Annotated in this window: 20 protein-coding genes; 10 read left to right on the forward strand and 10 right to left on the reverse strand. The window is 67.3% G+C overall.

All coding sequences use genetic code 11. The annotated features are described in order from the left end of the window. Nucleotides 1–3: 3 nt before the first annotated feature. From KY501_RS17590 to KY501_RS17600, 3 genes are all read left to right on the forward strand, one after another. Nucleotides 4–2,847, forward strand: a complete 2,844-nt coding sequence (locus KY501_RS17590; protein WP_224364327.1) for a CRTAC1 family protein — start codon at nt 4–6, stop codon at nt 2,845–2,847. A gap of 97 nt (nt 2,848–2,944) precedes the next feature. Next, nucleotides 2,945–4,213, forward strand: a complete 1,269-nt coding sequence (locus KY501_RS17595; protein WP_224364328.1) for a DUF3500 domain-containing protein — start codon at nt 2,945–2,947, stop codon at nt 4,211–4,213. Nucleotides 4,214–4,254: 41 nt separating this feature from the next. Then, nucleotides 4,255–5,514, forward strand: coding sequence for a HupE/UreJ family protein (locus KY501_RS17600; protein WP_224364329.1), 1,260 nt, complete (start codon nt 4,255–4,257; stop codon nt 5,512–5,514). A 9-nt stretch (nt 5,515–5,523) separates the two neighbouring features. Here the strand turns inward: KY501_RS17600 and hppD are convergent, their stop codons facing one another. Next, the gene (hppD, locus tag KY501_RS17605; RefSeq protein ID WP_224364330.1) at nt 5,524–6,600 is read right to left on the reverse strand and encodes a 4-hydroxyphenylpyruvate dioxygenase; all 1,077 of its coding nucleotides are present in this window, start codon (nt 6,598–6,600) and stop codon (nt 5,524–5,526) included. Nucleotides 6,601–6,712: 112 nt separating this feature from the next. Between hppD and KY501_RS17610 the strand changes: the two genes are divergently transcribed. Then, nucleotides 6,713–7,600 carry a LysR family transcriptional regulator gene (locus KY501_RS17610; protein ID WP_224364331.1) on the forward strand — a complete coding sequence of 296 codons (888 nt, stop codon included), beginning with the start codon at nt 6,713–6,715 and terminating at the stop codon, nt 7,598–7,600. Between the two features lie 104 nt (nt 7,601–7,704). Continuing rightward, nucleotides 7,705–8,049 carry a plasmid stabilization protein gene (locus KY501_RS17615; RefSeq protein WP_224364332.1) on the forward strand — a complete coding sequence of 115 codons (345 nt, stop codon included), beginning with the start codon at nt 7,705–7,707 and terminating at the stop codon, nt 8,047–8,049. Nucleotides 8,050–8,055: 6 nt separating this feature from the next. Here the strand turns inward: KY501_RS17615 and KY501_RS17620 are convergent, their stop codons facing one another. Further along, nucleotides 8,056–8,715 (reverse strand): O-methyltransferase, encoded by a 660-nt coding sequence (locus KY501_RS17620; RefSeq protein ID WP_224364333.1) that lies wholly within the window; start codon nt 8,713–8,715, stop codon nt 8,056–8,058. A gap of 100 nt (nt 8,716–8,815) precedes the next feature. On the opposite strand from KY501_RS17620, the gene KY501_RS17625 reads away from it, so the two are divergent. Together KY501_RS17625 and KY501_RS17630 are read left to right on the forward strand one after the other, a co-directional pair. Then, nucleotides 8,816–11,380 carry a choice-of-anchor A family protein gene (locus tag KY501_RS17625; RefSeq protein WP_224364334.1) on the forward strand — a complete coding sequence of 855 codons (2,565 nt, stop codon included), beginning with the start codon at nt 8,816–8,818 and terminating at the stop codon, nt 11,378–11,380. An 11-nt stretch (nt 11,381–11,391) separates the two neighbouring features. Continuing rightward, on the forward strand, nt 11,392–12,321 hold the full coding sequence (locus KY501_RS17630; RefSeq protein ID WP_224364335.1) for a hypothetical protein: 930 nt from the start codon (nt 11,392–11,394) through the stop codon (nt 12,319–12,321). 39 nt (nt 12,322–12,360) lie between these two features. On the opposite strand, the gene KY501_RS17635 is transcribed toward KY501_RS17630, so the two are convergent. Both KY501_RS17635 and KY501_RS17640 read right to left on the reverse strand, forming a co-directional pair. Further along, on the reverse strand, nt 12,361–13,875 hold the full coding sequence (locus KY501_RS17635; RefSeq protein WP_224364336.1) for an MBL fold metallo-hydrolase: 1,515 nt from the start codon (nt 13,873–13,875) through the stop codon (nt 12,361–12,363). Beyond that, the gene (locus KY501_RS17640; RefSeq protein WP_224364337.1) at nt 13,872–15,161 is read right to left on the reverse strand and encodes an HD domain-containing protein; all 1,290 of its coding nucleotides are present in this window, start codon (nt 15,159–15,161) and stop codon (nt 13,872–13,874) included. Before KY501_RS17640 ends, KY501_RS17635 begins: the two co-directional genes overlap by 4 nt. Before the next feature lie 132 nt (nt 15,162–15,293). Between KY501_RS17640 and KY501_RS17645 the strand changes: the two genes are divergently transcribed. From KY501_RS17645 to KY501_RS17655, 3 genes are read left to right on the forward strand one after another with little or no spacing between them, the layout of a single operon-like run. Beyond that, entirely contained in the window at nt 15,294–16,418 is a 1,125-nt protein-coding gene (locus tag KY501_RS17645) for a D-alanine--D-alanine ligase family protein (RefSeq protein ID WP_224364338.1), read from the forward strand. After that, complete coding sequence (locus tag KY501_RS17650; RefSeq protein ID WP_224364339.1) at nt 16,393–16,755, forward strand: GNAT family N-acetyltransferase; 363 nt, start codon at nt 16,393–16,395, stop codon at nt 16,753–16,755. Before KY501_RS17645 ends, KY501_RS17650 begins: the two co-directional genes overlap by 26 nt. A 40-nt stretch (nt 16,756–16,795) precedes the next feature. Next, nucleotides 16,796–18,346, forward strand: a complete 1,551-nt coding sequence (locus KY501_RS17655; protein ID WP_224364340.1) for a transglutaminase-like domain-containing protein — start codon at nt 16,796–16,798, stop codon at nt 18,344–18,346. Nucleotides 18,347–18,361: 15 nt separating this feature from the next. Here the strand turns inward: KY501_RS17655 and KY501_RS17660 are convergent, their stop codons facing one another. From KY501_RS17660 to KY501_RS17685, 6 genes are all read right to left on the reverse strand, one after another. Further along, nucleotides 18,362–19,357, reverse strand: a complete 996-nt coding sequence (locus KY501_RS17660; RefSeq protein ID WP_224364341.1) for an Rpn family recombination-promoting nuclease/putative transposase — start codon at nt 19,355–19,357, stop codon at nt 18,362–18,364. A 120-nt stretch (nt 19,358–19,477) separates the two neighbouring features. Next, complete coding sequence (locus KY501_RS17665) at nt 19,478–19,801, reverse strand: Carotenogenesis protein CarS (protein ID WP_224364342.1); 324 nt, start codon at nt 19,799–19,801, stop codon at nt 19,478–19,480. After that, entirely contained in the window at nt 19,798–20,457 is a 660-nt protein-coding gene (locus KY501_RS17670) for a DUF1109 domain-containing protein (RefSeq protein ID WP_224364343.1), read from the reverse strand. The genes KY501_RS17665 and KY501_RS17670 overlap by 4 nt, the downstream gene beginning before the upstream one ends. Then, the gene (locus KY501_RS17675; RefSeq protein ID WP_224364359.1) at nt 20,457–20,996 is read right to left on the reverse strand and encodes an RNA polymerase sigma factor; all 540 of its coding nucleotides are present in this window, start codon (nt 20,994–20,996) and stop codon (nt 20,457–20,459) included. The genes KY501_RS17670 and KY501_RS17675 overlap by 1 nt, the downstream gene beginning before the upstream one ends. 128 nt (nt 20,997–21,124) lie before the next feature. Then, on the reverse strand, nt 21,125–22,600 hold the full coding sequence (locus KY501_RS17680; RefSeq protein ID WP_224364344.1) for a DUF4241 domain-containing protein: 1,476 nt from the start codon (nt 22,598–22,600) through the stop codon (nt 21,125–21,127). A 268-nt stretch (nt 22,601–22,868) separates the two neighbouring features. Further along, complete coding sequence (locus KY501_RS17685; RefSeq protein WP_224364345.1) at nt 22,869–24,959, reverse strand: thioredoxin domain-containing protein; 2,091 nt, start codon at nt 24,957–24,959, stop codon at nt 22,869–22,871. Nucleotides 24,960–25,018 lie beyond the last annotated feature (59 nt).

Raw genomic sequence — 25,018 nt, forward strand, 5'->3', positions numbered from 1 at the left:
GACATGACCTCGGCTCCCCAGACCGTGCAGACCCGCATCCTCGGCCACGAGCTCGCCGTGGATGGTCTGCCGACGCGAGGCGATGCGCGTATCCCCTTCGCGCTGCTGCTCGCCTCGTTCGCGGTGCTGGGCACCACGGTGCTCGGCTTCAATCGCAGCCCGGCGCAGATCCTCACCACGGTCCTCGCGGCCGCGGGGCTGGATGTCCTCCTCCATTTCCTGTTCAAGCGAAGGCTGCTGTTCCCGCTCTCCGCGGTCATCTCGTCGTTGTCACTGGCGCTGCTGCTCAACTACGGACACGACCCGCTGCTCATGCTGGTGCCCGTGTTCCTCACGGTGGCCTCCAAGTACCTGCTCACCGTCGAGGGGCGCCACGTCATCAACCCCTCACTCTTCGGCGTGGCCACCACGCTGATCTTCTTCGGAGACCTCATCACCAGCTCTCCGGCCTACCAGTGGGGCGGCAGCGGCGTCATGTCCGGAGTGATCATCCTTACCGCGCTGCTGCTCTTCCTCTTCCGCGTGGGGCGCCTCGCGCTGGTCCTGTCGTTCCTGGGCTTCTACTTTCTGTTCCTCCTGCTGCGAGCGTGGCTCGTGCGCCACCACACTCCGCCAGAGGTGCTCATCGTCGGCAGCCTCACCACGCCTCCGTTCTACCTGTTCACGTTCTTCATGATGACCGACCCGCGCACGTCACCTCCCACGGTGCGCGGACAGGTGCTGGCGGCATTCCTCGTGGCGCTGCTCGATCTGTTCTTCCACTCGGCCGAGAGCCTCTTCACGTTCTTCTACGCGGCCTTCACCGTGCAGTCCGGCCGCTTCCTGCTCCAGCACGCTCGGCGTTTGCGCTCGCAAGGGCTCTCCACCTGGGTGCGCGGCACCTTCGACCGGGAACTCGCGCGCCGCGCTGCCCTGGCGGCACTGTTGGTCGTGCCCGCGGTCCTGGCCTGGCGGCTGGTGCTGCGGCCCGCGGCGGACGAGGCACGCGCCACCTTCCATCTCACCGAGGTCACCAACGCGGAGGCAGGGATCGTCCTGCCCCACGACGGGAGCCTGCTGACGAAACTGGACCCGCGGCTGGCCCACGTCGCCAAGTGGATCCTCAGCGTCGGCGCGGCGGTGGCGAGCGGAGACATCGACCGCGATGGCCGGAGCGACCTGCTCTTCATCTCGCCGCTCGCCTCCGAAGGCCACCGTGTGTCCCTGTTCCGCAACGTCTCCACGCCCGGACAGTTGAGCTTCGAGCGACTCCCCCTGCCAACCGAGGTGATCGATCGGGACGCGACGAAGAACGGCTTCGCCAGCATGGGTCTGTTCTTCGACTGCGACAACGATGGGGACCTCGACATCCTCCTGCCCGTGGCCTTCGGAGCACCGCGCCTGTTGATGAACCACCTCGCCGACGCGGGCACACTGAGCTTCACGGATGCCACGGAGAACTCGGGCCTGGAGTCGCTCTACGTCACGGGCTACGCCAGCACGGTGTTCGATATGGATGCGGACGGACGCCTGGACGTGCTCATCCGCTCGACCGTGCGCCGGGAGGACGATGCGGGCCGCCGGATCCAGGTCTTCCACCTGCCCCAGCCCGAATTCGAGGGCGATCGGCGCATGTTCGCCTTCCTGCACAACTCCTGGCACAAGGCCGACAACGGAGGGCCTACGGAGGTGTTGCGCAACCTCGGCGGCGGCCGCTTCGAGCGACTCGATGCCCGCGCGCTCGGCCTCACGGCCACCCACTGGACCCTGGCGCTCTCGGCGGCCGACCTCGACGGAGATGGGGATGAAGACCTGTACTTCGCCAACGACTTCGGACCGGACGATCTGTACCTGAACACCGGCAGCCAGACAGAGCCTCGCTTCACGCATGTCGAGGGCCGCTATTTCGGCGAGATCGGCCGGGACACCTACAAAGGCATGAACAGCACTGCGTTCGACCTCACCGGAGACGGGAAGCTGGACATCTATGTGTCGAACGCCCACGTACCCGTCCTGGCCGAAGGGTCCCTGTTGTGGGTCAACGGCGGCACCGATCCCGACACGGGCCAAGTGCGCTTCACCGACGAAGCCAGCCGGCGAGGACTGCTCAACGAGAACCACTTTGGCTGGGGCGCGGGCGTAGGCGATCTGGACGACGACGGCCTGCCGGATGTCGTGCAGGGCAACGGCTACCTCGATGACCGCTTCGAGTCGGGCACCGGCCGAGCGAGCGAACACTGCCCATCCTTCTGGTACACCCACCACAAGTTCGCGCAGTCCGGGCCCGACATCCACACCTACGCGGACACCTGGGCCGACCTGCGCGGCTACTGCATCTTCGAGAACGAACGGCGGCGCGTGTTCCTCAACCGAGGCCCGGAGGCTCGCCCCCAGTTCGTCGATGCGCGTGACGCGGTGGGGCTGATGTCCGGCGAGAACACTCGCGGCGTGGCGCTCGTCGACCTGGATGGAGACGGGCGGCTGGATGTCGCCATGGCCAACCAGCTCGGGCCTCCGTCGCTGTTCCTCAACACGCCCGAGGAGAGCGCCCACCATGCGTGGGTGGCGGTGGAGCTCGTCGGTGACGGCAAGCGGTGCAACCGGGACGCGCTGGGCAGCCAGGTCATCCTCACGACTCTCGATGGCCGGAGGCAGGTGCAACAGAAGCAGGCCATCACGGGGCTCGCGGCCCAGGGAGACCGCCGCCTGCACTTCGGCCTGGGGACGCTCGATCCAGGCACCACGGTGGACGTGGAGGTGGAGTGGTGCGGAACCCGTGGTCCTTCCAGCCGCTATGCACTCCAGCCCGGACAAGTTCACCGGCTCGAGATGCCACCCACGAGCGTGGGAGCCCTGCTCCGCCCGTAAGCTCTATTACAGCGAAAGGGGCGTTCAGGACTTCTTAAGGACTCGCGAGCAGAGTCGCAGCATGGAGGGAGGCTTACCTGCCTTCTTGGAGCGAACCATGCAGCGATTTGCAGTTCAATGGATGGGGATTGGTGCGAGCTGTCTCTTCCTGGCCCTCTGGGCCTGCAGTGATGATCCGGACACGACTCCCACGCCGGATGCAGGAGTCGAGACTGACGCCGGTACCGATGGGGGGACGCAGGAGCCCACGGACTGCACGACCGCCGGGACTCACATCGAGCAGGTGGTCTGCGCGTCCAACGCGTTCCTCGCCACGCTGACGGAGGCAGAGAAGACCACGGTCCTCCTCTCCTGGACGGACCAGGTGGCCAAGACGCGCTGGAGCAACCTGCCCGGCGTCAATCGCAACGGGTTGAAGTTTGGTTCGCTGAGCGCCGCGAGCAAGGCGGCGGCACTGCACCTCGCCTCGCTCGTGCTCTCCAGCGAGGGCTATTCGGACATGACAGGCGTCTTCGCGGCGGATGACTACCTCAACAGCGTCGGCGGCGCGGGTGGCGGAGATGGCGGCATGGGACCGCCGAACGGTGGAGATGGCGGCATGGGACCGCCGAACGGCGGAGATGGAGGTATGGGACCGCCGAACGGTGGAGATGGCGGCATGGGCGGTGGCGTCGTCCTCGCGTACTCCTCGGCCAACTACGTCATCGCGTTCATCGGCACGCCGTCCGCCACGGGCAGTTGGATGCTCCAGATTGGTGGCCACCACATGGCCTACAACGTGACGTTCCTCAACGGTACGGGTTACCCGACGCCCTACCATCTCGGCTCGGAACCCAAGACGGCCTTCACACTCGATGGCAGCACCTACGCGCCCCTGGCCGACGATGGCGACGCGATGATCGCCTTGTATGGCTCGCTCGACGCTACACAGTTGGCCAATGCCTACCTGACGGGCACGTTCTCCGACGTGGTGCTGGGGCCCGTGGAGTACCAGAGTGGGAGCTACTCAAAGGTGGTCTTCCCCACCCAGGCGGGTGTGCTCGTCTCCAGCCTGTCCGAGAGCCAGCAGGCGCTGGTGACCGCGGCCATCCGGAAATGGGCGAGCGACTTCGCACCTGCGATATCCGATTCGCTCGTGGCGGCCTACACCTCGCAGGAGGCCTACGCGCATACCTACGTGGCCTGGGGCGGCGATCAGGCCGCGGGGCCCAACGTGGACGTCAATGGCACCTATATGCGCATCGACGGGCCGCGCGTGTGGATCGAGGTGGCATGCCAGGGAGGCGTCGTCATCCGCGGCGCCACGCACTACCACACCATCTACCGCGACAAGCTCACCGACTACGGTGACGAGCTGAGGCAATGAGCGGCCTTTCCTCCAAAAGCCCAGCGAGGAGCGGGGCGCGAGTGTTGGGGCTCGCGCTGCTCCTCGTAGGGATGGCTGCCCGAGCCCATCTCGTGCGCAACACGGCCGTGATCCTCGACGTCGGGGAGCACGCCGTGGAAGCCGAGATCCAGGTGCCCCTGGATCAACTGTCGCTCGCGCTGACGCGGTCCTTCACCGCGGTACCCGAGGACGTGATCCGCCAGCGCGAGGCCGAGCTGCCGGGCTACTTCCGGGAGCACCTCGGGGCCAGCACACCCGACGGACGTCCGTTCTCGGTGGAGGTAGGGGCCGTGGGCGTACAGCACGTGGAGGACGGAGAGTGCCTGGTGGCCCATGTGACGCTCCGGCCTCCGTCGGGAGCCTCGTCGCGTGTGTTCACCCTCACCGACACGGTCGTGATGCACGAGGTGATGAACCACCGGGCGCTGGTGTCGGTGCGGCGCGACTTCCACCACGGACTCTTCGGGGAGAATCAGGAGATGGTGGGCTCGGTGAGCGCTCAAGCCCCGTCACTGGCCCTCGATCGGACGCAGGGCTCCTGGTGGAAGGGATTCCGAGCGGTCTTCCTGCTGGGCACGCGCCACATCGCCGAGGGGACGGACCACCTGCTCTTCCTGCTCGTGCTGTTGCTGCCCGCGCCTCTGCTAGCGCGCGCGGGGAGCTGGGGAGAGCGGGACCGCCTGCGCTCGAGCCTCAGCCGGATCCTCGGGGTAGTGACGGCCTTCACCGCGGGCCACTCGATCACGCTGGCGGCCGCCGCGCTGGGAGTGCTCCGCCTGCCCAGTCAACCCGTGGAGGTGCTCATCGCGGTGAGCATCCTCGTGTCGGCGGTGCATTCCGTGCGGCCAATCTTCCCGGGCCGAGAGCCCTGGGTGTCCGCGGCATTCGGGCTGGTGCATGGCCTCGCGTTCGCGACGGTGCTCGCGGACCTGGGATTCGACTCGTGGGCGCTGGCATCGAGCATCCTGGGCTTCAACCTGGGCATCGAGGCGATGCAGGCCGCGGTGGTGATGCTCGTGCTGCCGTGGCTGTTGCTCTGGAGCCGCGCACCCGGATTCACCGTCCTGCGCATCACGGGCGCAACGGTGGCCGGTGCTGCCGCGTGTGGGTGGGTGCTCGAACGCGCGCTCGGGGTCAGCTCGCCCCTGGGACCATGGATCGAGAGCACGGCAGCACATGGCTGGGCGGGGCTCGTCATCCTCGCCACCACGTCGCTGGGGCTATACGCCTGGGGCCGGATGGGACGGCAGGGCTCTCACGCACAGGCCGAGAGCGCCTGAGTCCATTCCTCATCGACGAGGCGCTGTTGCGCTCCGCGCCTCGTCGAACACTCCGCGCCGGGTCTGGTCCCGCTCGATGGAGCGGAACAGCGCGGAGAAGTTCCCCTCTCCGAACGAGAGGTGGTTCTTGCGCTGGATGATCTCGATGAAGATGGGACCGATGATGTTCTTGGTGAAGATCTGCAGAAGGTACCCCTCCTCATCGCCATCCACGAGCACCTGACGGCGGCGGATCTCCGCGCGGTCCTCGGTCACCTGTGGAACGCGTTCGAAGACCTCGCGGTAGTAGTCATCATCCATGTCGAGCATCTCGATGCCCGTGCCCTCCAGGGCGCGCAGCGAGCCGAGGATGTCGTTCGTGAGGAACGCCAGGTGCTGGACGCCCGGCCCCTTGTACTCCTCGAGGTACTCGTTGATCTGGCTCTTCTTCTCGTCCGCCTCGTTGATGGGGATACAGAACGTGCCGCAGGGAGAGCGCAGCGCATACGAGGTGAGTCCCGTCTTGACGCCCCGGATGTCGAAGTACCGGACCTCGGTGAAGCCGAAGATGTCTTTGTAGAAGGAGGCCCACCGTCCCATCGTCCCCTTCTCCACGTTGTTGGTCAGGTGATCCAGGAGCGTGAAGCCCTTGGAGGGCACACGCACGGGCTCTGGGTGCGGGACGAAGCCGAGCCGCTCCCACTTGTCCGGAGCCGTGGCGCCCTCCATCAGATAGATGAGGCTCTCGCCGATTCCGTAGACAGCGGGCACCGGCTTCCCCTCTCGGAAGAAGAGGTCACCCTCGGTCCGCGAGCGAGCCCCGCGAGCCACCGCCGCCTCCTGAGCCTTGCGGCCGTCATGCACGCGCCAGCCCATGGCGCAGATGGAAGGACCGTGCAGCGAGGCGAAGCCCGAGGCGAACAAGGCACTGCCCCGGTTGAGCAACAGCCGGATCTCCCCCTGCTCGTACAGGTCGATGCGGCGGCCAGGGTGGTGCAGGGTCTTCGAGAAACCGAAGGCCCGGAAGAGGCGGTCGAGCCGCTCCGGCTCGGGCGACGCGAACTCGATGAAGTCGATGCCTTGCAGGCCTACAGGGTTGAGGCTCATCCGTGCTGTCTCCGTCCGGGACGTCCGTTCTCCCTGCAAGCTAGGAACGGGCCTGGACTGAAGAAAGCACAAAGCACTGCCAGAGATTGTCAGCGGGATGCACAATCTCCCCATGAATCTCACCCTGGAGCAGGCCCGTGCCCTCGATGCACTGGCCGCACATGGCACGTTCGCCGCCGCGGCCAAGACGCTGCGCAAGGGGCACACCGCCGTGCTCTACGCGCTGCGCACGCTGGAGGAGCAGACCGAACTCGTGTTGCTGGATCGGCGCGGCTATCGAACCCGCCTGACGCCTGCGGGCGAGCGGGTACTCGAGCACTGCCGCAAGCTCCTGGCGGTCGAACGGGAGCTGGAGGCCACCTGCGCGGAGATCCGCACGGGCTGGGAGCCCACCCTGCGCATCCTCTTCGACGGCATCTTCCCGGCCGAACCGCTCCTGCGGGTGGTGAAGCAGCTCAGAGCCGAAGGCGCGAGCACCCGCTTCCACGTCTCGGCGGAGTTCCTCACCGGAGTCGAAGCGGCGTTCCTCCGGGACGAGGCGGACCTGATGGTGTCCCTGCTCCCGCCGACCCTGCCAGACCTGCGCTCCTACAAGCTGCCGGACCTGAAGGCGGTCCTCGTGGCCCACCGCTCCCATCCACTGGCCACCCAGCGAGGCCCCCTGAAGAACGAGGATCTGGCCCGGCACCTGCTCCTCACGGTGCACGGCTCGGATCCCCGGCTCCAGCTCAGCACCGGAGCACTGGAAGGCCGCTCCACGGTGCACCTCAATGACTTCGCCGCCAAGAAGACCGCCATCCTCGAGGGGCTGGGCTATGGCTGGCTGCCGGAGCACCTCATGGCCCGCGAGCTGCGCCGGGGAGAGCTCAAGGCGTTGAAGCTCACCCGTGGCGCCACGCACCTCTTCCACCCGTACCTGCATCACCGTTCCGGCGTACGGCCAGGCCGGGCTGCCAGCCGTGTCGTGCAGGCCCTCACGGGCGCGGAGCCCTCACCTTGACCACTCCCCGATGCTCGCTGGCCTCCTCTCCAGGCTGGGTGGGCCTGGGGCTCCGCTTGCACAGCAGGGCTGCCAATGCAGACCTTGCCTCCAAGGAGAGCAACATGCCTCGTGGAGACAAGAGCAAGTACACGGATAAACAGAAGCGTCGCGCCGAGCACATCGCCGATGGCTATGTCGAGCGAGGAACGGGTGAGCGAGAGGCGAAGCGCCGCGCCTGGGCCACGGTGAACGCGGAGTCTCACGGCGGCGAGAAGCCTGGTGGCTCGGGCTACGGGCAGCCAGAGACCCATCAAGCATCTCGTCGCGGAGGCCAACGCAGCCAGGCCTCGCGAACCCCCACCCAACGCTCGCGCGCGGCGAAGAAGGCGGCCGCCACCCGCCAGCGCAAGTCGGTCCAACGCAGCGTGGCGGCCAAGAGGGCCGCGGCGAAGCGCAAGAAGAACTGACCGGCGTCAGCCCACCACGCGAATCAGGCAGAAGCCGTCCCACCCCTTGGAGCCGACCGTTTGGATGGCCGTGGCGGTGACGCGCGGCTCCGCGGCAATCATCTCCATCATGCGGCGGATGCCCTGCACCGTCGCATTCCCCTGGGGCTCCACCACGGCGCCCGAGCGGACCACATTGTCCACGACGATCACGCTGCCAGGCCGGGTGAGCTTCAGCGCCCAGGCGAAGTAGTCGGGGTTGCTGGGCTTGTCCGCGTCGATGAAGACGAAGTCGAACGGCGCCGCGGGCTCCAGCTTCGGCAGGAGATCGATGGCGCGGCCGACCTGCACCTCCACCTGTCCTGACAGCCCGGCCCGCGCCAGGTTCTTGTGTGCCACCTCGGCGTGCCGAGGTTCGTACTCCAGGGTGATGACCCGCCCTTCCGGTGGGAGGGCCCGCGCGAGCCAGATCGTCGAATACCCGCCCAGTGTGCCGACCTCGAGGATGCGTTTCGCGCCGATCATCCGCACCAGGAGGTGCAGGAGCTTGCCCTGGTTCGGCGCCACGTTGATTGAGGGCAGGCCCGCGGCATGGCTATCCGCCAGGGCCTGCTCCAGGATCGGATCGGCTTCGACCAGCGAGCTCACGAGATAGTCGTCGACGGCGGTCCAGGACTCTGGGTTCATCGCATCCTCTCCTTCCGGCAGAACACACTCACGATTGTCGAGTATCATGCGAACCCCAGGCGGGCTGTCGGGGTCCGCATCCAAACCAAAGGGCCAGAACATGGCACCGAGTCGCCTCTGGCGAGCACTGCCCTCCATGCTCGCGCTGGCTGTTGTCTCCTGTGGAGAAAAGGCTGTCGAGCCGTTCAGCCGAAGCACAAACAAAGTGCTAATCCTCGGCAGTAGCATCAGCGGAGGACTCCAGAGCCGCGAGGCGGTGGCCGCAGCCCGCTTCTACGGGTCAGAGGTCAACATCGTCACCCCCGAGCGATGGCGCTCGATGTCGGCCGAGCAGTTCATGGCCTACCGAGCCCTCATCATCGGCGATGCCGCCTGCCAGAGCGGAACGGCGGCGTTCCAGGCGGCCATCGACAGCCGCACCACCTGGGGGATGATCGTCGATGGCAACGTCGCGATTCTCTCGACGGACCCGACCGCCAACGACACCGAGAACCTGGTCGAGAACGCGATCCACTTCGTGCTCGACTCTCCCCAGTATCTGACCGGCATGTACATCGCCCTGGGCTGCGCCTATCAGAGCGCCCCGGCGGACACGGCCGTGCCGCTGCTGGAGCCCTTCGGTTCGTTCCGGGTGGCGGGGGTCCCAGGCTGCGCGGACAGCGGGCACATGTTCCAGATGACCCCCTCCACGCTCTCGGACGACCTGCCGGACGAATTGCTGCCCGGAGCCGGGTGCGCCGCGCGCTCGGTGTTCACCGCCTACCCGGACCACACGTTCGCCTTCGCGACGCTCGCGAGGAGTTCGACAGGCAAGCCCATTCCCGGCGAGCACACCTACTCGGACTTCAGTCAGGGAGAGGCGCAGCCCGTGGTGGGCACTCCCTACCTCGTCGTGCGAGGCGCGGCGGCCCAGAGCGCGGGGTGCGGCACTCCCGATCCCATGACGGGTGAGGAGTGCGATCTGGGCGATCAGCTCAATGGCTCTCCCGCGCTCCCAGATCAACCGGCGTCGCAGACCTGCTCGTGGTCATGCAAGGACCACTGGTGCGGGGACGGTGTGGTGGACCCGCTCTATGGGGAGGAGTGTGACGAAGGTATCCGCAACGGCCGCACGGGAGACGCCAACGCGAACATCGGGAAGTGCTCCTCGTTCTGCAAGCTCCCGCCCACACAGAACCCCCCTCAGTCGCCGGTTGCCCTCTGCCGGGACGTCACGGTTGTCGCGACGGCGACCTGTGGCGTCGCCGCTGACATCAACGCGGGCTCCAGCGATCCGGACGGAGACCTGGTGAGCTGCACCCAGACTCCAGCAACGCCCTATGCCATCGGCACGACAACCGTCACGCTGACGTGTATCGATCGCGCGAACCACACCTCGAGCTGCACGGGAGTCGTCACGGTGGAGGACCAGATCGCGCCGACCCTGGTCCTCAACGGACCTCCGGACATGTCCGTGGAGTGCACCGCAGGGGCGACGTTCACCCCACCGGCGGCAACGGCGAGCGATCGCTGCGAAGGCCCCCTGCCTCCGAGCAGCATCACCGTGAGCGGCTCGGTGAACCTGGGAGAGCCGCGCAGCAACCCGGGCTATACGTTGACCTACTTGGCGACAGACGCCGCCGGCAACCACTCCGAACCCGCCATCCTCACGGTCTCGGTGGTGGACACGCTCGGTCCGAGTCTCACCCTCAAAGGGCCCAGCCCGCAGTCACTGTTGTGCGGCGCGCCGTACCAGAATCCTGGAGCCACGGCCTCCGACCAGTGCGACGGCGACCTCACCTCGAAGATCGTCACCTCCGGTACTGTGAACACGTCGGTCCCGGGTCAGTACACGGTCTCCTACCGGGTGGCGGACCGGGCGGGACACGTGGCGACCGCCTCGCGCCAGGTCAAGGTGACGAGCGCGGAGATCCGCCTGAGCGACTACACCCTCTTCCTGCTCCGGGACTACAGCGGAGGCATGGACGTGAAGGGCAAGGTGGCGGCCGGGGGCAACATCACCCTGGCGAGCTTCTCGGTCGGAGAGGACCTGCCGGACAACAACGTCTCCCGGCTCCTGGTGGCGGGAGGCAACCTGAAACTCTCTAACGGCAGCGTCTGGGGAGAGGCTTTCTATGGTGGGAGCTACAGCACAGGCGGCGGAGTGACCTACCACCGCGGCACCCTGGCACGAGGCACGCCCATCGACTTCAACGCGCGGTTCGCGCAACTGCGCAGCCTGTCCTCCCAGCTCGCAGCCCTGACACCAACCGGTACGGTGACGCGCTCGTCAGGGGGCTACACCCTGCTCTCTTTGAGCGGCACGAACCCGAAAGTGAACGTCTTCGAGGTGAACTCCAGCGCCCTCAACGGCATCAACCAGTTGGACATCAACGCACCCGCAGGATCGCTGGCGCTGATCAACATCCGAGGTACCTCGGCCACGCTCTCGAACCTCGGCATCACGATGAACGGAGGCATCAATGAGCACGGCATCCTCTACAACCTCCCGGAGGCCACGACCTTCAACGCGAGCAGCATCGGCATCTGGGGCACGCTGCTGGCGCCCTACGCCAACGTCACCTTCAACAACGGGAACTGGGACGGAGGCATCTACGCCGTGTCCCTGACGGGCACCGCCGAGGGCCACCTCAACGTGTTGACCGACCGTGCCGCCTGTCAGTGAAGGAGACTCAGATGGGATGGTGGGGATCTCTTTTCCGCAGCCGTCCACCTTCCTGGTCGCGCTTTGACGACAGCGACCAGTTCGACGCGTTCATCCGCCTTCTCACCCAGAGGTTCGAAGCGGCGGGCATCCACGCCGACCCAAGCCTTCTCCGGTCAGGCAGCATCCGCTTCCAGGCGGGTGCTGACGAGACGGAGTGGTTCTTGAATGAGGTTGCCCAGGCTTGCGCAAGCGCGGCGACCAGCGCTTGGGACCGGCTCATCGATGAGCACCTGCCGGGACTCCAGCTCCCGTCCAGGGCGCCGCCCGCTACGGACATCTCGTCCCTCCGGCTGCAGATCCTGAGCGACAGCTATTTCAACTCCCTCGGGCTGGCGGCAGGCAGTGTCGTTCAGAGGCGGCTTGCCGAAGGGCTCCTGCAAGTCCTGATGCTCGACAGCGGGGGTGCGCTGGAGCGGACGGTGACTCCTGAGATGGCACGCGCGTGGGGCCAAACGGAGGATGAACTCTTCGAACTCGGCCGGAACCATGCGACGGCCGCAGACAAGGAGCTCGTCCGCACCCAGTCGCTCGTCCACGCCGGCGAGAGCTTCGACGTGCTGGTCAGCAACGGGTTCTACACGGGAGCCTTCGTGCTCTCCGCCCTGAGGCGCCTCGAAGCAAGGCCGGGAGTCATCCTGGCTCCCGTTTCCTGGCATCACTGGGTGATCCATTCGATTTCCGCCGGTTCCTCACTGGCGACCCTGCAAGCCATGTCCGGGTTCGTGGAGTCGCTCGCAGGCCAGATCCGAGTCACCGCCGCCGAGTCCCTGGGAACGAACCTCTTCTGGTGGCACGAAGGCACCTTCGAGCAGATCCCGTTCGAGGAACGCGACAGCAGGCGGGAGCCCCGTCCCACTCCGGCATTGGCAGCCGTGCTGAGGGGGCCCCCCTCGGCTTGAAGCCGCCCCTCCGGCGGGGAGCCCCTTCACTCTCGGGAGTCAGGTGGGGAAGTAGCTTCCCTGCTCGAAACGGGCGCGCCCCTCCTCTGTCAGCTTCTCCAGCGAGGCCAGAGCGCTGCGCTCAGCCACCGGGTGCAAGAACGGCGGCGTGTCCGCGTACGCGCGCTCCACCACCTGGGCCAACGTCGCACCGGACGCTGGCAATGCTTCCAGGATCCGCGCTTCGCGGGCGGCGCGGTGGTCCAGGTACTCCTGCAGCTTGCCCGGCCCGTCGGGGATGGGGCCTCCATGGGCCGGGTACATCGTGGTGACGGGCCAGTCTCGCAGCCGCGCGAGCTGCGTCAGATAGTCCCGCATGTTCCCCTCGGGCGGATCGATGACGATGGTGCCGACACCCGCCACCATGTCTCCGACCACGGCCGCTCGGCTGCGCTCGTCCACGAGGCAGATGTGCCCTCGCGCATGCCCTGGCGTGTGCAGCACGCGCCAGCGCTGAGGCGGATTGCCGGCCAGCTCCAACACGTCTCCGTCCTTCAGCAGCCGGTCCACGGAGACGCTCAGCCGGTCCGCCGTGCGCTCATGGCACCACAGCGGGATTCCCAGCTGCTCCTTCACCGCCTTCGCTCCACCCACGTGATCCCAGTGATGGTGCGTGAGCACGAGCGCCACCGGTCGCATCCCCTGCCCCTCGAGAATCGTCAGCAACTCCCGGAGCTTCTCGAACTCGCCAGGATCCTCGGCGCCCGGGTCCACGAGGAGCAGCTCGCCATTGCCCAGCACGTACCCGTTGGTGTGCGTGGCGGGAGGGAGTGTGGGCGTCACCATGGGGATGATCCGCACGCCCTGCTGGAACTCGACGAGCGTGGCCACGTAGTCCGGGCAGTGCGGCGGAGCCTTCAGGCGCGCGAGCACGGCTTGGGGCGTGTCGAACTTCTCCAGCACCTCGAGCACGTACAGCCCGGGAGAGTGCAGCAGCGCCGTGCCCTGCCCCCACCGTCCGAGCGCCTCCGCGGGAGTCACCCACGTGGCCTCCGTCAGCTCGCCCGGCCACAGCTCCGCCATCGTGTGAGGCCCGGCCTCCACCAGGAAGAATCGAGTGTCGAAGCGCATCGGCATATAAGGAGGGGTGATCCACCGGCCCGCGGGACGGAAGTCCTCCGAGCGCAGCGACAGTCCCTCCTCGGCCAGCATCGCTCCCCACTTGCGCTCGTCCGCCAGGAGCGCCCGTCGCAGTTCCTTCAAGCGCTCCGGGCTCAGCGACTCCGCGCCCTCGGCCACCAGGACGCCAGTCTCCTCGAAGAGCTCGCGCGCGGCTGCCGCGAGTATCGCCGCATCCTCTCCAGAGGCCCCGCGCACAGGCACCTGCGCATCCGCCTTGTCCACCTTGCCGCCCGGGAATGCGTAGAAGCCGCCCGCGAACCGCAGCGTCTTCTCCCGCTTCACCCAGAACACCTCCACGCCCGCGCCCACCCGCCGGTACAGCACCACCACCGCCGCGGGCCGAGGCACCGCGGGGGGCGGCGGGGGCGGCATGCCAGGAAGAGCCTCGCTCATGACTGCACCGCCTGTCCCAGCAGCCGCGCCATCATCTCCCTCGCCGTCTGGATCTGATCCGGTCTCACGTACACCCGCGTCAACCGCACCGAGCCACTGTAGCGCTGGTACAGCGGAGTGTAGCGAGCCACCTCGGTGAGCCGCCCCGTGGAGACATCCACGATGAAGAGGCTGGGACCCGAGCCCTCACCGATGTACTTCGAGAGCACGCCGTGGGACTCGACGACGTAGTGCTCGAGCTGCCCTGCCACCAGCGCGCTGCGCAGCACGTCCAAGTCGTAGCCCGTGTCGCGCTCGGTGAACTGGGCCAGCAGCTTGAAGCCTCGCCGCGTGGAGATGCGCTCGGCCCACCGGTTCTTCGAGCGGCGCAGCGTGTACCAGAGCGCCGCGTCGTCACAGAGCAGGAACGCCTCCGAGTCCGAGGGAATCTCGAATTCGCCGGGAGCCTCCTCGTAGTAGCGCCGCAGCATGTGGTCGAAGTTCACCGAGGTGTGGTGGTAGTAGACCGAAACGAACATGTGGTAGCGGCTGAGCAGGAAGTCCTCGAAGGCGAACGCCGCCGCCCGGCTCAGCGCCAGGTACGCGCGCCCGTCCTTCACCGCCGGGTTCAGGTTCGAGATGATCCAATCGAAGTCGTACCGGCCATAGTTGACCCCCGTGTAGAAGGAGTCCCGCAGCAGGTAGTCCATCCGGTCCGCGTCCAGCTCACCGGAGACCAGGGCGCGCAGCAGCGGCGTCCAGTCCACGCCCCGGTACGTGAAGCCCGGATCCTTCGGAGGCTTCGCGCCCGTGATGAGCCCCACCACCGCATCCGTGCGGATGCCCAGCGGCCCGAAGTGCTCCTCGATGAGGGGCGTGAGCGAGCTGTCCAGGAGGATCTTCGCCGTGTAGTCCTCGTGGGTGGCCTGCTGCCCCTCGGCCGTGCTGTCCAGCCAGGAGGGCAGCTTCAGGGAGGCCCGAGGAGGAGCGATGCGCTCCGAGGCGTGGGACAGAGGCATGTGGCCCAGGTCGTGGCAGAGCACCGCCAGCCGGACCGCCGTGCAGAACCTGGACTGCACCTCCTCCGGCAGCTCCGCCTGCGACGCCACCGCTCCGAAGAGCCGCGAAGCCACGTGCATGGCTCCCAACGAGTGGGCATGCCGGGTATGGGTGGCTCCCGGGAAGGCCAGGTCCCCGAATCCGAGCTGTCGTACATGGCGCAGCCGCTGGTAGTGCCGGCTGTCAATGATGGCCTTCTCCGGGTCACTCACCGCGATGGTGCCGTGGATGGGGTCGCGAATCCGCATGGTTCCCTTTCCATACTCCTGGATACCCCTGCCGAGCAGCACCCCAGAAACACCAGACGGCCAGCCGGTCAAGCCTTCGCGTTGCACTGGGATCGGCTCGGGGGACGTGCTAACCCTTCTGTCCCAATCCGAATGCACATTGTCATCCTGCACAACCGCGACCACGACCTCCTCGAAGACGATCCAGGAAGGGAGGCCCGCGAGGATGTGATGCGCGTGGCCTCCGCGCTCTCCGAGGCCCTCACCCGGGGCGACACCCAGGCCGAGCCGCTCGCCATCGAGGGCGACGGGCTGGACTTCGTGGACACCCTGCGGCGCGTGCAGCCGGACCTCGTCATCAACCTCTGTGAGTCCCTGGCCGCCGACAGCCGGGGCGAGATGGTCATCCCCTGCATGCTAGACCTGCTCGGGATTCCGTACACGGGCTCGTCCGCCCTCTCGCTGGGCCTGGCGCTGCACAAGAACAAGGCCAAGGAGCTGCTGCGCGCCCGAGGCGTCTCCACCCCGCCCTTCGCCGTGGTGGAGCGGCTGGAAGATGTGATGGCGGTGGACCTGACCTATCCGCTCATCGTGAAGCCCGCGCGCGAGGACGCCAGCGTGGGCATCGACTTCGACTCGGTGGTGCACGACCGGGTGGGCCTGGCCCGGGTGGCCGAGGAGGTGCTGCGCACCTTCCAGCAGCCCGCGCTGGTGGAGCAGTTCATCGCGGGACGGGAAATCTACGTCCCCCTGTTGGGCAACGCACCGCGTCGGGCCCTGCCCCTCACGGAGATCCGCTTCGGCAAGGCCTTCGAGAACCGGCCTCATATCGTCTCGTACAAGGCGAAGTGGGAGGCGGAGTCGGCCGAGTGCCAGGACAGCCCCTCGGTGCCCTGCACGCTGGAGGACGCGGCGCTGGAGGCGCGGTTGGTGCGCACGGCGACAGAGGCCTTCACCGCGCTGGACTGCCTGGACTACGGGCGCGTAGACCTGCGCGTCTCGCCCGAGGGCGTACCTTACGTCATCGACATCAACCCCAACTGCGATCTCCACCCGAACGCCGGGTTCGCCAAGGCCGCCGCGGCTGCGGGCATGGATTATCCGGCCCTGGCCGCCCGCCTGGTAGAGATTGCGCTCGAGAGAACCCATGGAAATCCGTCCGCTCGAAAAAAAGGACCGGGAGCCGCTCGCGGCGCTCATCCGACGAATCGAAACCTTCTCGCAGGAAGAGGTCCAGTGCGCCATCGAGCTGGTGGATCTCGCGCTCACGCCGAATAACCCGGACTACACCATTCTCGTGGCGGACCGGGGCGGCCCCCTGGTGGGCTACGTGTGCTACGGCCCCACGCCGATGACGGAGGGGACGTTCGACCTGTATTGGATTGCCTCGGACCCGACGGTGCGGGGGCAGGGCGTGGGGGCGTCGCTGATTTCGGGCATGGAGGCGGACATGCGCCGGCGCAACGCCCGGGTCATCCGCGTGGAGACGAGCGCCACGGAGGCCTATGGCCCCACCCGCGGCTTCTACGCGTCCATGAAGTACAACGAGGAGGCCCGGTTCCGGGACTTCTACAAGGTGGGGGATGACCTCATCATCCTCGCCAAGCGGCTGTAATCCGCGAACAAAACCCCGCGTCATCCGTTAAGAGGGGGAGATGATTCGCACCCGCCTCGCCGCTCCCCTGCTGGGCCTGTCCGTCGCGCTGCTCTGCGCGGCGCCGGTGCTGGCCCAGGCCCCTGCTCCCACCCCTACCGCTCGCGGTTCCGCCAAGGCTCCGTCGGAGGTGTCCGACGTGCTGAAGACGCCTCGCCCCAAGGGCGGCGAGTGGCTGGGGCTGTATTTGATGGACAAGAAGGTGGGGTACTTCTTCACGGACCTCTCGTTGGTGCCCGGGCGTACGGACCAGGTGCTGAGCGTGAACGAGATGGTCTTCAAGGCCACGGTGGGCAGCAAGCTCTCCGAGCGGCTGTACCGGGAGGAGCGCATTTACGAGGCGAAGCCCGGAGGCCGGCTGCTGTCCTTCACGGTGCAGCAGCGCGGCGATGGCGGCGAGCAGCGGCTGGAGGCGACCCACACGCCCACCGGGCTGCGCGTGGTGCGCAAGCGTCCGGGGCAGCCGGATGAGGTGCGCACGCTGCCGGCCAGCCAGGAGAAGGTGGAGGACGCGGACCAGGCTCGGGTGGCGCTCTACCGCAAGGCGACGGTGGAGGGGACCATCACGGACGGCACGGACCTGGAGAGCTACAAGGTGACGACCACCGTGGGGCCATCCGAGGAGCGGATGGTGCGCGGGGTGAAGGTGCGGATGGGCAAGGCGCTGACGATCTCCGAGAAGGAGAAGGTGCCAGTGGCGGCCTACGTCACCGACGAGGGCGACATGGTGGAGGTGGACTTCGGCCAGACGATGCAGGCACGGGCGGAGTCCGAGGCGGTGGCGAAGCGGATGGACGTAGTGGAGGTATTCGGGCTCACGCGGGTGGTACTGCCGCGGCAGTTGCCTCCGGAGGCGCGCTCCATTCCGGGCCGGGCCGTGCTGGTGATGCAGGGGCTTCCGGAGAAGTTCCAGCAGGACATGTATCGGCAGAAGTACGTGAAGCTGCCGGAGGACAAGGTGGAGGTGACGCTCCTGGCGGATGCTCCGAAGCTCACGAGCCTCAAGGCCCTGCCTGTCGCGGACCCGGAGGGTGGAGAGAACCTGAAGGCGACGATCATCGTCGAGAGCGACAACGCGGAGATCCGCAAGCTGGCGAAGAAGCTGGCGGGTTCGGACAAGGATGCGTACACGGTGGCGAAGAAGATCGTCACCTGGGTAGCCACGAACCTGCAGAAGGATTACGGGGCGAGCGCGGACCGGGCCTCGGACGTGCTGAGGCAGATGAAGGGCGACTGCACGGAGCACTCGCTGTTGACGGTGGCACTGCTGCGCGCGGCGGGGATTCCGTCCCGGCGCGTGGACGGCGTGGTCTACATGGTGAACGAGGACCGGGTGCCTGCCTTCTACTGGCACGAGTGGATCGAAGCCTACGTGGGCGAGTGGACGCAGATGGACCCGACGTTCAATCAGGTGGTCGCGGACGCCACGCACTTCGGTGTGGGCCGCGAGGGGAACGCGGAGATCACTCCCCTCATCGGCCAGCTCAAGGTGCTGGAGGTGCGCGACAGGCCCTCTGCCACTTCGAGTCCTTCGGCTCCCTCGGGCCGCTGAGCGTGGGACGAAGGTTCAGGTCAGTTCCGCGAGAACCTCGGAGACGCTGGAGGCCTTCACGGCCCGCTCGAGCCAGCGGTCCAAGAGAGCGAGGTCCCTACAGTTGGAGATGCGTTGGCGGGCGATGTCGTCCACGGGAAGGCCTCGCACGGCAAGGATTCGGAGAACATCCTGAGCACGTCCTGCGGCCAGCCCCTCAGCTCTCGCCGACTGTTCCAGTTTCTCGAATTTTTCCTTCAACCAGGTCGACATCAGCTCCTCCATCTGCTGCGCGCCCGCCACGGACTTTAACATGTCCACCGTGGCGTCCCGTGCATCCTCATTCCCGACCAGCAGCAGGTAGTGGAAGACAGCCTTCAGGTCCTCCATGCCCTGTTGTTCCCCGAGCGCATCCAAGAAGAGCACCCTCCAACCGGGCAGACGCAGCGCCAGCTCCTCACTGCGTCCATAAACCAACGCCAGCAACACCAGCCGCACCAACGAAGGGCCAGGCCGCGCTCGCAGCTCCTCCTCCCGTTGGGTCGTCAGGTCGTCCAGCAGGTATTCAAATCGAGGCACCAGCGCCAACCACTGCTCGGACTGCTCACCCGGCACATCGAACAGCTCTTCCACCCGCCGAGGCGCACTCCAGGCCCCCTCCGGCCCGTGGTACATGACCAGGGGAATGATGACCGGGAGCCGCTTGCTCCCCGGGTGCTCCCGGCGCCAGTGCTCCAACTGGCGCACCACGTAGCGCAGCATCCGCAGTGCCATCCACCGGTTCACCGTCGATTGGTGCTCCAGCAGCACGTAGAACAGCACTTTCCTGCCTTCCCTGAGCCGAGCCGAGAACAGCAGATCGCTCTCCGTCTCCCGCAGCTCCGGGTCCACCACCGAGCCAGACTCCAGTTTCAGGCTTGCCCAGTCCACCTGCTGAACTACGGTGGCCGGCAACGCGGCGCGCAGCTCCGCCGCGGCCCGCTCGGGCTGGTCGAAGGTAAAGCGAACGAGGCGATCGTGCGGACCCGACATGGCCCTGGGCCCACCAGCACGAAACGAGCCAGCCCCGCCGCGCAGGCAGCACCTGAATGCAGGCGTCCGTCTCCCGAGACTTCCATCCAAGCTTCGAGACGGTCCGCCGTGCAGTGAACGTCAGCGCCAGGGGCCGCGAGCCAGGAATTCCGACTCGGGCACATCGCCGAGAACTCGCGTCTCGCTGACAGGCACGCTCTCGAGCTCCGCGGCGAAGAACAGATCCTCGCCCATACCCGGCACACGCACCTGGACCAGGGGATCTCCCGGGAACTGGCTCTCCGGGTCGTCGTAGACGAACCCCACCACCACGCCCGTCTGACCCAGGAATCTCCGGCCGATGGAGCCATCCTCCGAGTCGTTCACGATCCTCACCACCTCCCCGACCTGCAGGGGAGCTCCGTCCACGTCTTCAAAGAAGATCAGCGATGGGTCTTGAATCATGGCGCGAAGGACCTGGACTTGAGTGACCGGGACACCACCACTTCCACGATGGCAACCACCGCCCAGGCCGTCAGGTGGTAGCCCGCCACATGCAACCAGCCCTGGGCACACGCGAGCTCCCCCACCAGCGCGCCCGTCGTGCCCACCGAGAGCCCCGCCACCATGGCTCGCACGGGGCGGAACGCCGCGCTCCGCAAGGCCAGCAGCGAGACGATCAACGGCCCGAGCGCCACGCTCAAATGGCTCAGTGTGCAGACCCACTCCGGGAGCGAGGGCTGCGTCAGAGGCTCGCCCCGGGAGAGGACGAGCGCGACGGCGCTCACCACCGCCAGCCCGATGCCCCCCAGCCGCAGCCACTTCCCTCGAGGCGACAGCGCGCCCCAGGCACACACCGCGCCGGTGACCCACAACAGCCCGAAGAGCGGCGCACGCCTCAACAGCGCCGAGAACGCCACCTGCTTCGTGACGAGCAGCACCGAGGCCAACAGCGCCACCATGGCCACCGTGCTCGTGAACACCCAGAAGGCCTGGGAGCGCCAGCGGCGCACCGTGCGGTTGCGCGCCAGCTCCTGGCGAGCCGCATCCAGTGTCCTCCCCAGCACAGCCGCATCCGTCGGGTAAGACTGCGAGAGCAGACTGTCGAGCGTGGGTCTCATCAGGCCTCCACCAGTCCGCCCAGCAACTCCCGGAGCCGCTCGTAGCCACGGTGGGCCCGGAGGCGAGCCGCGCCCACGCTGCCTCCCTGCAGCGCGGCGATCTCGTCAAAGGACCAACCCTCCACCTTGCTGAGGATGACGGCCTCCCGCTGCTCCCGAGGCAGCTGCTGCAGCGCGTCCTCCAGTTGCTTGCGCAGGCCCGGGTCCCCCACGCCAGGCAGGGCCATCGACACCTCCAGCGGACGCTCCTTCGAGAGCGCCTCCACATGGCGGTGCCGGCGCAGCGAGTCCCGAGCCGCGTTCGCCGCGATCGTCAGCAGCCAGGGCACCACCGGTGTCCCCGGCTCGTAGCGGCCTCGGGCCCGGATCACCGACAGGAACGTCGTCTGCAGCAGGTCCTCCGCGAGCGGCCCGTCCCGCACCATCCGCGCCAGGAAGCCCTGTACCCGTCCGGCATGCCGGGCGAACAAGGCCTCGAACGCGTCGTGTTCACCGTGGCAGAACCGTTCCATGAGCTCTTCGTCCGTAGGGCTCCCCATCCTCTGCCTCACGTACGATCCTGCCCGGAAAGTGTTTCCAGCCTCCCGCAACTCCCCCGCCTACGGCAGCAATGCCGCGAAAAGACTGGGGAAATCAAGCAGGACGGCGGAAGGGCGAGCGCCCAGGCTCACGCGCGATGGCGCAGGAGATCCCGCGCGTACCACGCCAGGAGCGGCTCCTTGCTGGAGGCCGCGTGCCAGAGCGCTGTGCGGGCGGACACCGAGAGCAGCGGGAAGGCGCTCAGCGAATTGGCCGCCGCCACGCGCAGCTCCAGGTCCATCCCCTCATCAATGATGATGTTGGACAGCGTCTCGAGCGCCACCTCGTGGTGCACGGGCGAACGCGAGTGGCTCAGCCGCAGCGCCGCGGACAAGCGCAGTTCCAGGTCTCCCGTGCGCAGCAGCCGGACGAGCAGCTCCCACGCCTCGGGCCGATGCTCGCCGAGATCCCAGACGAAACCCTTGATGGCTGCGTGCAGGCTCCGGTCCCCGTCCTCGAGCCGCTGGATGAGCACCCCGAGGATGCGCTCGGCGATGGGCTGGAAGCGCTGGGGCTCGCGCGAGCAGATGGCAATGCTCCCCACCGCACGCAGCAGCGCCGCCAGGGGCTCACCCTTCACTTCCGTGGCCAGCGCCCGTGCGAGCAACTCCACCTGCTCCGGAGCCTCCGCGCAGACTCGCGCGATGGCGGCCGCGGCATACTCGCGCTCGGCCGGATCGCTCTCGGCGGCGAGGATGCGCCCGATGAGCACACCCACCGCCTCGCGCGCCTCGCCTCCGTAGCCACCAATCTCCCGCAGCGCCCGGCCCCGCATGTCCGCATCGCCGTACCGCAAGTGCCCCATCAGCTCGCGTACGCGCGACAGCCGGGCCTCCGCGTCATCCGGCAGCGCGGGCCGCGGCAGATCCAAGTGCTGGAGATCCGTCACCAGGCACACCGGCCGGCCATCCTCCGCCAGCCCCCACCACGAACAGTACGCACTGTGCGCCATGGAGGACGGTGCCAGCGTCCCCGACGAGAAGGCGACGACGTTGGCCCCGGACTTCCCATCGAGCGTCAGGACGGTGCTCGACCAAGAAGGGGACTCTCCATCCGTGAAGGTCTCGATGAACTGGCGGCTCCGGTCCGAGACACGCTCGACCACGTCCGCATCCAGGAACGCGGTGATGTCCGGATCCGCCCGATAGCCGTAGCGCTGATTGGGACGCAGCGCCTGCGGGCTGCGCTCACCCCGAGCCGCCATCTCCCAGCGCACCGGGCGCTCTTCCTCGAACCGCACCATCGCCATGGCGATGAACTCGTGCGAGTTGGCCGAGCCCAGCCGGCCCGAGCGGATGATGCTGAGGATGACGGGGTAACGGCCCGGGCGCACGGTGCGAGAGAACGGCTCACGGTGATCCAGCGCCAGCAAGGCCAACAGATGGGCTCCCGGCAAGGGACGCGGAGGCAACGTGAGCGGGTTGCACGCAACGATGCGCCCACTGGTCAAAACCAGCGTGCCGGCATGATGCGTCGAGACAGCCACGGGCCTGCCACGGTCGAGCAGCACCCTGCTGTCCTCGAACGCCGCCAGCAGGTCCTCCGTGGCACTGCTCACTCTCATCGCAGAAATGCCCCCGTCCCGGATTGTAACCGCTCTCACACTTGCGCGCTGAAACAGGTTGTCGGCCAGAGAGTAGTCGTTGTTGCGAGGGAGGGAAGCCCTGCGCCAGGGCTGTCGGATACGTGCTCAGTCCACAGAGCGAGCCTGCGATCACGGCTCAACAGGAAAGACCCGTGAGACATCCCGGATTCGCTCACGTCTCAACGTGTCATCGGGGCGCAGCAGGTAGGAGACGTGCGCCCTCTTCCGTATCTCAACCGCCAGGAATTCAGCTGCGAGCCGAGGCCTGGAGACGCTGGCTCAGCTCGCCCGCGTCCGTGAGCGGCCGCTCGCAAGCGAAGCCTCGGCAGACGTAGGCCGCGCCCTTGCCGCCCACCGGCTCTCGGGCCTCGAAGATCTCCTTCAACAGCGGAGGCACCGGAGCGCTCGGATCCTTCCACCCGAACGCGAAGACCGGCGTGAAGGCTCGGTTCGCGGCGGACAGCAGTGGAGCCACCTGCTCGCGCGTTCCCGAGAAGGTGACGCCCGCGGCCCCATCGAGGAACGTGTCCGCCGCGAGCGCCAAGTAGCCATAGCCCATGGGGTTCTCCTCGAGCTGCTTGCGCATCCGCGAGATGTATCGCTCGGGAAGCTCCAGCCAGGCCTTGTCTCCCGTGAGTGCGGCAAGCGCCACCTGCGCCTCGGTGAGCGTCGAGCCCCCCGAAGGAAAAGCGTTGTCGAACAGGGAGTAGGTGGCCACCACCAGATCCTTCTGTCCCTTGGGCGCGGAGAGGTACGCCTGCTTCTCCTCGTCCCAGAAGAGCTCCACCGCGCGCTTCCCCAGCGCCACCGCCGCCTCCAGGTACTTCACCTCGAAGGTGGCCTGGTAGAGCGCGGTGAGGCCCGCCGCCAGGTCCCCGTAGTCCTCCAGGAAGCCGTCGATGCGGCTGCCGCCTTCCTCGTATGAGCGCACCAGCCGCGTCCCGTCCCACATCTTCGAGAGCACGAAGTCCGCCGCGGACGCTGCAAGTCGAGCCCACTCCGGGCGCTCGAAGACGCGCGAGGCGAAGGCCAGCCCTCGGATCATCAACCCGTTCCAGCCCGAGAGGAGCTTGTCATCCCGGCCGGGCTTCACACGCTTCTCCCTGTGCTCGAAGAGGGCCTTGCGCGCGGCGGCCAGGTCCCGCTCCACCGCCTCCACGGGCAGCCCACGCTCCTGGGCGAGCTGCGCGGCGGGGACAACCACCTCCAGCACCGTAGCGTGGTGCTCGAAGTTGCCCTGGGGCGTGATGCGGAAGTGACGCATCAGTAGATCAGCTTGCTCGGGAGGCAGCACCGCCAGCTCCTCCGGCTTCCAGACGAAGAACTTCCCCTCCTCGCCTTCGCTGTCCGCGTCCTGGGCGGCGTAGAAGCCTCCGCGCGAGTCGGTCATCTCGCGCCGCACATACTCCACCGTCTCCTCCACCACCTTGCGCCAGAGTGGCCGCGACTCCACCTGTTCCGCCTCCGAGTACAGGTGGAGGAGCTGAGCGTTGTCGTAGAGCATCTTCTCGAAGTGCGGCACCAGCCATCGCTCGTCCACCGAGTACCGGTGAAAGCCGCCCCCGAGCTGGTCATAGATGCCGCCCAGCGCCATGCGCTCCAACGTCCGCGTCACCGCTTCCTTGAGCGCCACCGGTCCCCCGCGCCGCCATGCCCGCAGCATGAAGGACACATTCATGGGATTGGGGAACTTGGGCGCGCGGCCAAAGCCGCCATTCACCGGATCCACCTGGTGCAGCATCCGCTCGCCCATCTTCACCACGTCCGCCACGGACAGCGCCGTGGGGGCCGCGTCCAACCCGTAGGAGGCCAGCTCGCCCAGCCCCTCGTGGAAGTCTCCCGCCTGTTCGAGCACCTTCTCCCGCTGAGTCGTCCACGCGTCGTGGAGCGCCTCCAGCAACTTGGGAAAGCCCGGCCGCCCGTACTTGTCGACCGGTGGGAAGTAGGTGCCTCCATAGAAGGGGCGCAGGTCCGGCGTGAGGAACACCGTGAGCGGCCAGCCGCCCCCCTGCCCCATGAGCTGCACCACACCCTGGTAGATCTGATCGAGGTCCGGGCGCTCCTCGCGATCCACCTTGATGTTGATGAACCAGTCGTTCATCCGCTGCGCGGTGGCGGGATTCTCGAAGGACTCGTGCGCCATCACATGGCACCAGTGGCACGCGGAGTAACCCACGGATAGCAAGATGGGCTTGTTCTCGGCCCGAGCCCGGGAGAGGGCTTCGTCGCCCCAGGGATACCAGTCCACGGGGTTGTGGGCGTGTTGACGCAGGTACGGCGAGGGCTCGCGCGCGAGGCGGTTGCTCGGACCGGTCGGAGTCGAGGTCGGGTGGGCCATGGGGCCATGCGAGCAGGCACCCCCGCACCTTTCAAGCGCATTCCTGGGAGATATCGCCT

Origin of the sequence: Hyalangium versicolor (assembly GCF_020103695.1) — a bacterium.
Taxonomy (GTDB): domain Bacteria; phylum Myxococcota; class Myxococcia; order Myxococcales; family Myxococcaceae; genus Hyalangium; species Hyalangium versicolor.